The following is a 6,381-nucleotide window of genomic DNA, read 5'->3' on the forward strand; positions in this document are numbered from 1 at the left end:
ATTGACAGCGACACGATGGCCGGCTATCGTGTCGCTGTCAATTTTGTCTCCAACCAGGCAGTCGCCGAGGCGCTCGTCGCCGAACTCAAGGCCGCGGGCGGCGAGGCCATTGCCGTCAAGGGCGATGTCGGCAACGAGGCCGATGTGCTGGCGATGTTCGAGGCGGTGGACAGAACCTTCGGCCGGCTCGATGCTTTCGTCAACAATGCCGGCATCGTCGACGCCAAGACGCGCGTCGACGAGATGAGCGCCGCGCGGGTAGAGCGCATGATGCGCGTCAATGTCGTCGGCTCCTTCCTCTGCGCGCGTGAGGCGGTCAAGCGCATGTCGACCCGGCATGGCGGCAAGGGCGGCGGCATCGTCAACATCTCTTCCGCCGCGGCGAGGCTGGGTTCGCCCGGCGAATATGTCGACTACGCCGCCTCCAAGGGCGCGATCGACACTTTGACCATCGGCCTGGCGCGCGAGGTGGCGACGGAAGGCATCCGCGTCAATGCGGTCAGCCCCGGCATCACCGACACCGAGATCCACGCGTCCGGCGGCCAGCCCGATCGTGTGGCGCGGATGCAGGATATGCTGCCGATGAAGAGGGCGGGGACGGCCGATGAGGTCGCCAGCGCCGTTCTCTATCTTCTGTCGGATGCGGCCTCCTATATAACGGGCGCGATCCTGAATGTGAGCGGCGGCCGCTGAAGGCCGGATAAAGGGACAACACCATGGCTTATGACGTTGTAATCATCGGATCGGGACCGGGCGGCTATGTCTGCGCCATCAAGGCGGCGCAGCTCGGGCTGAAGACGGCGGTGATCGAGAAGAACGCCACCTTCGGCGGCACCTGCCTCAACATCGGCTGCATCCCGTCGAAGGCGCTGCTTCACGCCTCCGAGATGTTCGCCGAGGCCGGCCATTCCTTCGACACGCTCGGCGTCGAAATCGGCACGCCGAAGCTCAATCTGAAGAAGATGATGGCGCACAAGGACGCGACCGTGACGGCCAACGTCAACGGCGTCGCCTTCCTGTTCAAGAAGAACAAGATCGATAGCTTCCAAGGCACCGGCAAGGTGGTCGCAGCCGGCAAGGTCTCGGTCACCGGTGAGGACGGCAAGGTCGAGGAGATCGAGACCAAGAACATCGTGATCGCCACCGGCTCGGACGTTGCCGGCATTCCCGGCGTCAAGGTCGACTTCGACGAGAAGGTGATCGTGTCGTCGACCGGCGCGCTGTCGCTGGAAAAGGTGCCGGGCCATCTGGTGGTGGTCGGCGGTGGCGTCATCGGGCTGGAGCTCGGCTCGGTCTGGGCCAGGCTCGGCGCCAAGGTCACTGTCGTCGAATTCCTCGACGCCATCCTCGGCGGCATGGACGGCGAAGTTTCGAAACAGTTCCAGCGGCTGCTTTCCAAGCAGGGTTTCGAGTTCAAGCTCGGCGCCAAGGTCACCGGAGTCGCCAAGGCCAAGAAGGGCGCCAGCATCACCTTCGAGCCGGTGAAGGGAGGCGCCGCCGAAACGATCGCCGCCGACGTGGTGCTGGTCGCCACCGGCCGCCGCCCCTATGCCGACAGCCTCGGGCTGAAGGAAGCCGGCGTCGAGGTCGACGAGCGCGGCCGCGTCAAGACCGACCGGCACCTCAGGACCAACGTGCCCGGCATCTACGCCATCGGCGACGTCATCGCCGGGCCGATGCTGGCGCACAAGGCCGAGGACGAGGGCGTGTCGGTGGCCGAGATCATTGCCGGCCAGGCCGGCCATGTGAACTACGACGTGATCCCGAGCGTCGTCTATACCAGCCCGGAGATCGCCTCGGTCGGCAAGACCGAGGAGGAGTTGAAGAAGGCCGGCATCGACTATAAGGCCGGCAAGTTCCCGTTCACCGCCAATGGCCGGGCGCGCGCCATGCTGCATACCGACGGCTTCGTCAAGATCCTGGCCGACAAGCAAAGCGACCGCGTGCTCGGAGTCCACATCGTCGGCTTCGGCGCCGGCGAGATGATCCACGAGGCGGCGGTGCTGATGGAGTTCGGCGGCTCGTCGGAAGATCTAGCCCGTACCTGCCACGCACACCCGACGATGTCGGAAGCGGTGAAGGAAGCGGCGCTGGCCACCTTCTTCAAGCCGATCCACATCTAGCTGCGCGCCACGCGGCGGCGCCGAACGCCCGTCGAAAACGTGGTTGCCACCAAACAAAACGGCCCGCCTTTCGGCGGGCCGTTCGTCGTTGAGCTAAGCCTGATTACGGAGACGGCGCAGGTGCCGGAGCGGGCGCCGGGGCCGGTGCTGGCGCGGGAGCCGGCTCTGGTGCCGGAGCGGGCGCTGGCGCAGGTGCCGGGGCAGGTTCCGCAGGTTTCATCGGCTCGGGAGCGGGCGCCGGTGTGCTGGCGGCCGGCGGCTCGGCGGGCGCCGGAGCTTCGCCGCTTCTTCCGAAAACATAGTAGGCAACAATGGCCAGGATAATGACCACCAGGGCAATCAGCCAGCCACTGCCGCCGCCGCCCGATCTGGGAGTGTCGTTAGGGTTCGCCATAAAAGTGTCCTCCGTGGATGAAAAGTATCAAATAACAACCGTCAACGCGCGACCGTTGAACGGGTTTCATACTAGGCCCGGAAAATGCTGAAAGCAGGGCAATTCTGACCTGGGATCCCCTGCCGGCAGGCATTTCCACCACAAAATGGGTCGGGATCGAGCCGAACCCGGTCTTTCGACACCATTCGGCACGAAACCGGGGAGCCTTGCGCCGCCAAGTCACGAATCAGCACGGCACCGGCGCTCCTTCCCGATCGAAGCGCAACCCGGCCGTGCGGATCAGTCGACGGCGGTCACCGTGTAGCCGGCCTTGCGAAAATCCTCGACCAGCCCCTGCGGGCCGGGAAGGTGCAAGGCGCCCACCGCGATGAAGGCATTGCCCCTGGCCAAGAACGGCGCGGCATGATCGGCCATCACCTTGTTGCGGCTGGTGATCATGGTTTCCTCGAAGGCGGCGTAGCTGGCCGGATCGTCGGCGTCGCCGGGCAGGACTGCTCGAAACAGCGGCCAGAACATGCCGGTGTCGCCGTGCTGGTAGAGCACGATCATGGTTTCGTTGACGTCATTGACCTTGTCGCCGAGCTTCAACGTGTCGACCAGGCCCTTCATGTGGAAGGCAAGCGGCAGCGAGGCCATGGCATGAAGCTGGTCGGCGACGGTCTCCAGCCCCTCGACGGCCTTGCCCGAGGCCTTGGCGTCCTCGGCGAGCTTGACGTCGAGCACCGGCGCGCCGCCGGCCTTGCGCGCCAGCTCGCAGGCCGGCAGCGCCACCATGGCCGACAACATCCACGGCTTCATCTTGGCGACGGTCGCCGGTGGAATGCCGCGCGCGTCGAGCGCCTTGTTCATCGTCGCCGCGTCGTCGGGCGACAGCAGCGAGGACAGCGTGGTGCTGTCGGTGAACATCATCAGGTCCGGCTCCTTGACGAGCGCGGCCATCATCTTCTGCTGGTCGAGCACTTCGGTGGTCTCGATGACGACCGTGTCGGCGGCGCCGAAAGCCTTTCGCGCGGACGCCGGCAGCGTGGTGACGCGCGGATCGGTCATGTGCATCGTGCCGAACAGGAAGGAAGGCTTTTCGCCCGGCTTTTCGAGTTTCCAAAGGAGGCCCTTGCCGTTCGGCGTCGCCGCCGCTTCGGCCTCGATCTTGCGATAGGTGGCCGGATCGTCCTTCTGCAGCGCGCTCAGCATGTCGTTGCCGCCGCAGGCTGCAGCTTCGGCATGTGCCCTGCCGGCCAGCAGCAGGACGACGAGGAAGGACAGGAAGAACAGTACGTTCAGCGCGACAAGCAGCCTCAGCGACACGAGGGCCGCGCGATCAGCGATGGCGATGACGCGTTTCATGAGGAAGCGTCTTAGCGCTGAAAAGCGGCAAAACAGTTAATCGACAGAATGAAATTGTTTTCGGTGCTGTTGGTCTTAACAACAGCTTGCGTTGTCCGATGATGTCCTGACGATCAACCGAAAGGCCCATCGCGTCGCCTACGAAGTCGGCGGTTTACGCCCGTGGATGCGCGGATTCGTAGATCTCCAGCAGCCGCGCGGTGTCGACGCCGGTGTAGATTTGGGTCGTCGACAGGCTGGCGTGGCCGAGCAGTTCCTGGATGGTGCGCAGGTCGCCGCCCCGGCCGAGCAGATGCGTGGCGAAGGAATGGCGCAAGGCGTGCGGCGTGGCGGTGTCCGGCAGGTTGAGCGCCGAGCGCAGCTTCGCCATGTCGCGCTGGACGATCGCCGGATTGAGCGGCCCGCCGCGCGCGCCGCGAAACAGCAGGCCCTTCGGATCAATATGGAAGGGGCAGAGCCGGCGGTATTCGGCGACCGCGCGCAAGGCAACCGGCAGCACCGGCACCAGCCTGGTCTTGCCGCCCTTGCCGATGATGCGCAGCACCGTGTCCGTCTCCGACACCAGCTCGGCGCCGGCGAGGCCGAGCGCCTCGGAAATGCGCAGGCCCGAGCCGTAGAGCAGCGTCAGCACGGCGGCGTTGCGGGCGGCGATCCAGGGCTCTTCCGCCAGCTGGCCTTCGATGGAGACGACGTCTCTTGCATCACTCGCCGTCAGCGGCTTGGGCAGCGATTTCGGCTGGCGCGGCGCGCGCAGCGCCGCCGCGCCCGCAGCATTGGCGAGGCCGCGGCGTTCGAGGAAGCGCAGCAGCGAGCGGATACCGGCCAGCCCGCGGCCGAGCGTGCGGGCACCGGCGCCGGCGTTGCGGCGGGCGGCGAGGAATCCGCGCAGATCAGCCGGGCGCAACTCGGCAATGTCGGATATGCCGGGCGGGCCGCCGCAATGGCCGGTCAGGAAATGCAGGAACTGGCGCGTGTCGCGCTCATAGGCTTCCACCGTCTCCGGCGACAGCCGCCGTTCGCGCGCCAGCATCTTCAGCCAGTTCTCGCGCGCCGCCTGGAGGTCGGGCTTTGCCGGGATGAGGAATTCCTGCATGGCGGCATTGTCCGCCAGTCGGGTTAGGAAGCGGTGAAGAGGCGATCATTGGAATGACGCCGGGCGATCATTGAAATGACGGCTGGGGAGGGTTAGAGCAGGGCAAAGGATGTCGCGCCATGACCAAGCCCCAGAACCCCGTCCAGCTGGCCGTGATCGGCGCCGCACATGGCATCAAGGGCGAGCTGCGGGTGAAGACCTTCACCGGCGATCCGCTGGCGCTCGCCGATTACGGGCCGCTCTATGCCAAGGACGGCCGCGCCTTCCAGATCATCGACATCCGGCCCGCCAACACCGTCGTGGTGGTGCGTTTCAAGGGTATCAGCGACCGCAATGCCGCCGAGGCGCTTTCCGGCACCGAACTGTTCGTCGATCGTTCGGTGCTGCCTGACGACGGCGAGGAGGACGAGTTCTATCACGCCGACCTGATCGGGCTGGAGGTCAGGGACGACACCGGCGCGGCCATCGGAAAGGTCGTCGCCGTGCACAATTTCGGCGGTGGCGACATACTCGACGTGACGCTTGCCGGCCGCAAAGGCGTACTGATTCCGTTCACCCAGGCCGCTGTCCCGCAGGTGTCGGTCGCCGAAGGGTTCGTCCGCGTCGATCCGCTGGCGGCGGGGCTGGTCGAAGACGAGGATGGCCAGGCCGCTCCCGGCCGCGACGGCTTCGACCCGAAGGGCCGGCCGCGCGGACCGAAGGACGCCGGGGGCAATCGGTGAGCTTTGTTGCCTCGGTGCTGACGCTCTATCCGGAGATGTTTCCCGGTCCGCTCGGCCTATCGCTGGCCGGCCGGGCGCTGGAAGCCGGCACATGGTCGCTTGAGGCGATCCAGATCCGCGATTTCGCCACCGACAGGCATCGCACCGTCGACGACACGCCGGCTGGCGGCGGCGCCGGCATGGTGATGCGCGCCGACGTGCTGGCGAAAGCCATCGACCATGCCTCGCCGCCGGGTGATGCGCGCGCCCGCCTCTTGATGAGCCCGCGCGGAAAACCCCTGACGCAGGCCCGCGTGCGCGAGCTTGCCGCCGGGCCTGGCGCGGTGATCCTGTGCGGCCGCTTCGAGGGCGTCGACCAGCGGGTGATCGACGCGCGGGGATTAGAGGAGGTCTCGGTCGGCGACTTCATCCTGTCGGGCGGTGAGCCGGCCGCGCTGGTGCTGCTCGATGCCGTGGTGCGGCTCTTGCCGGGCGTCATGGGCAATGCGGTCTCCGGCGAAGAAGAGAGTTTCGAGAACGGCCTGCTCGAACATCCGCACTATACGCGGCCGCAGGAGTTCGAGGGCCGGCCGATTCCCGATGTGCTGATCTCGGGCAATCACAGAAAGATCGCAGAATGGCGGCGGGCCGAGGCAGAGAAGCTGACCAAGGAGCGGCGGCCGGATCTGCTGGCGGACGATCCGCCCCCGGAGCTCGAGCGGATCG

General features: G+C 66.3%; 6 protein-coding genes. 4 read left to right on the top strand and 2 right to left on the bottom strand.

Annotated features, from left to right (window positions below; all coding sequences use genetic code 11):
• Together EN742_RS20145 and lpdA are read left to right on the top strand one after the other, a co-directional pair.
• Positions 1 to 693 carry an SDR family oxidoreductase gene (locus tag EN742_RS20145; protein WP_245492360.1) on the top strand — a complete coding sequence of 231 codons (693 nt, stop codon included), beginning with the start codon at positions 1 to 3 and terminating at the stop codon, positions 691 to 693.
• Between the two features lie 23 nt (positions 694 to 716).
• Positions 717 to 2,123, top strand: coding sequence for a dihydrolipoyl dehydrogenase (lpdA, locus tag EN742_RS20150; RefSeq protein WP_126057463.1), 1,407 nt, complete (start codon positions 717 to 719; stop codon positions 2,121 to 2,123).
• Between the two features lie 673 nt (positions 2,124 to 2,796).
• On the opposite strand, the gene EN742_RS20160 is transcribed toward lpdA, so the two are convergent.
• Together EN742_RS20160 and EN742_RS20165 are read right to left on the bottom strand one after the other, a co-directional pair.
• Positions 2,797 to 3,861, bottom strand: coding sequence for a TraB/GumN family protein (locus EN742_RS20160; RefSeq protein ID WP_126057464.1), 1,065 nt, complete (start codon positions 3,859 to 3,861; stop codon positions 2,797 to 2,799).
• 154 nt (positions 3,862 to 4,015) lie between these two features.
• Positions 4,016 to 4,954, bottom strand: a complete 939-nt coding sequence (locus EN742_RS20165; RefSeq protein WP_128333195.1) for a tyrosine recombinase XerC — start codon at positions 4,952 to 4,954, stop codon at positions 4,016 to 4,018.
• A 119-nt stretch (positions 4,955 to 5,073) separates the two neighbouring features.
• Here EN742_RS20165 and rimM point away from each other — a divergent pair, with 119 nt between their 5' ends.
• Both rimM and trmD read left to right on the top strand, forming a co-directional pair.
• Positions 5,074 to 5,676 carry a ribosome maturation factor RimM gene (gene rimM / locus EN742_RS20170; protein WP_126057466.1) on the top strand — a complete coding sequence of 201 codons (603 nt, stop codon included), beginning with the start codon at positions 5,074 to 5,076 and terminating at the stop codon, positions 5,674 to 5,676.
• A partial coding sequence (gene trmD, locus EN742_RS20175; protein ID WP_128333196.1) for a tRNA (guanosine(37)-N1)-methyltransferase TrmD occupies positions 5,673 to 6,381 on the top strand: 709 nt, incomplete at its 3' end. The genes rimM and trmD, both read left to right, overlap by 4 nt.

Source organism: Mesorhizobium sp. M4A.F.Ca.ET.020.02.1.1 (genome assembly GCF_004022645.1).
In the GTDB taxonomy this organism is placed as follows: Bacteria; Pseudomonadota; Alphaproteobacteria; order Rhizobiales; family Rhizobiaceae; genus Mesorhizobium.

Bases quoted from the DNA above. Each gene is read 5' to 3' on its own strand.
- rimM (WP_126057466.1), top strand. From the start codon at position 5,074: ATGACCAAGCCCCAGAACCCCGTCCAGCTGGCCGTGATCGGCGCCGCA.
- lpdA (WP_126057463.1), top strand. From the start codon at position 717: ATGGCTTATGACGTTGTAATCATCGGATCGGGACCGGGCGGCTATGTC.
- EN742_RS20160 (WP_126057464.1), bottom strand. From the start codon at position 3,861: ATGAAACGCGTCATCGCCATCGCTGATCGCGCGGCCCTCGTGTCGCTG.
- EN742_RS20165 (WP_128333195.1), bottom strand. From the start codon at position 4,954: ATGCAGGAATTCCTCATCCCGGCAAAGCCCGACCTCCAGGCGGCGCGC.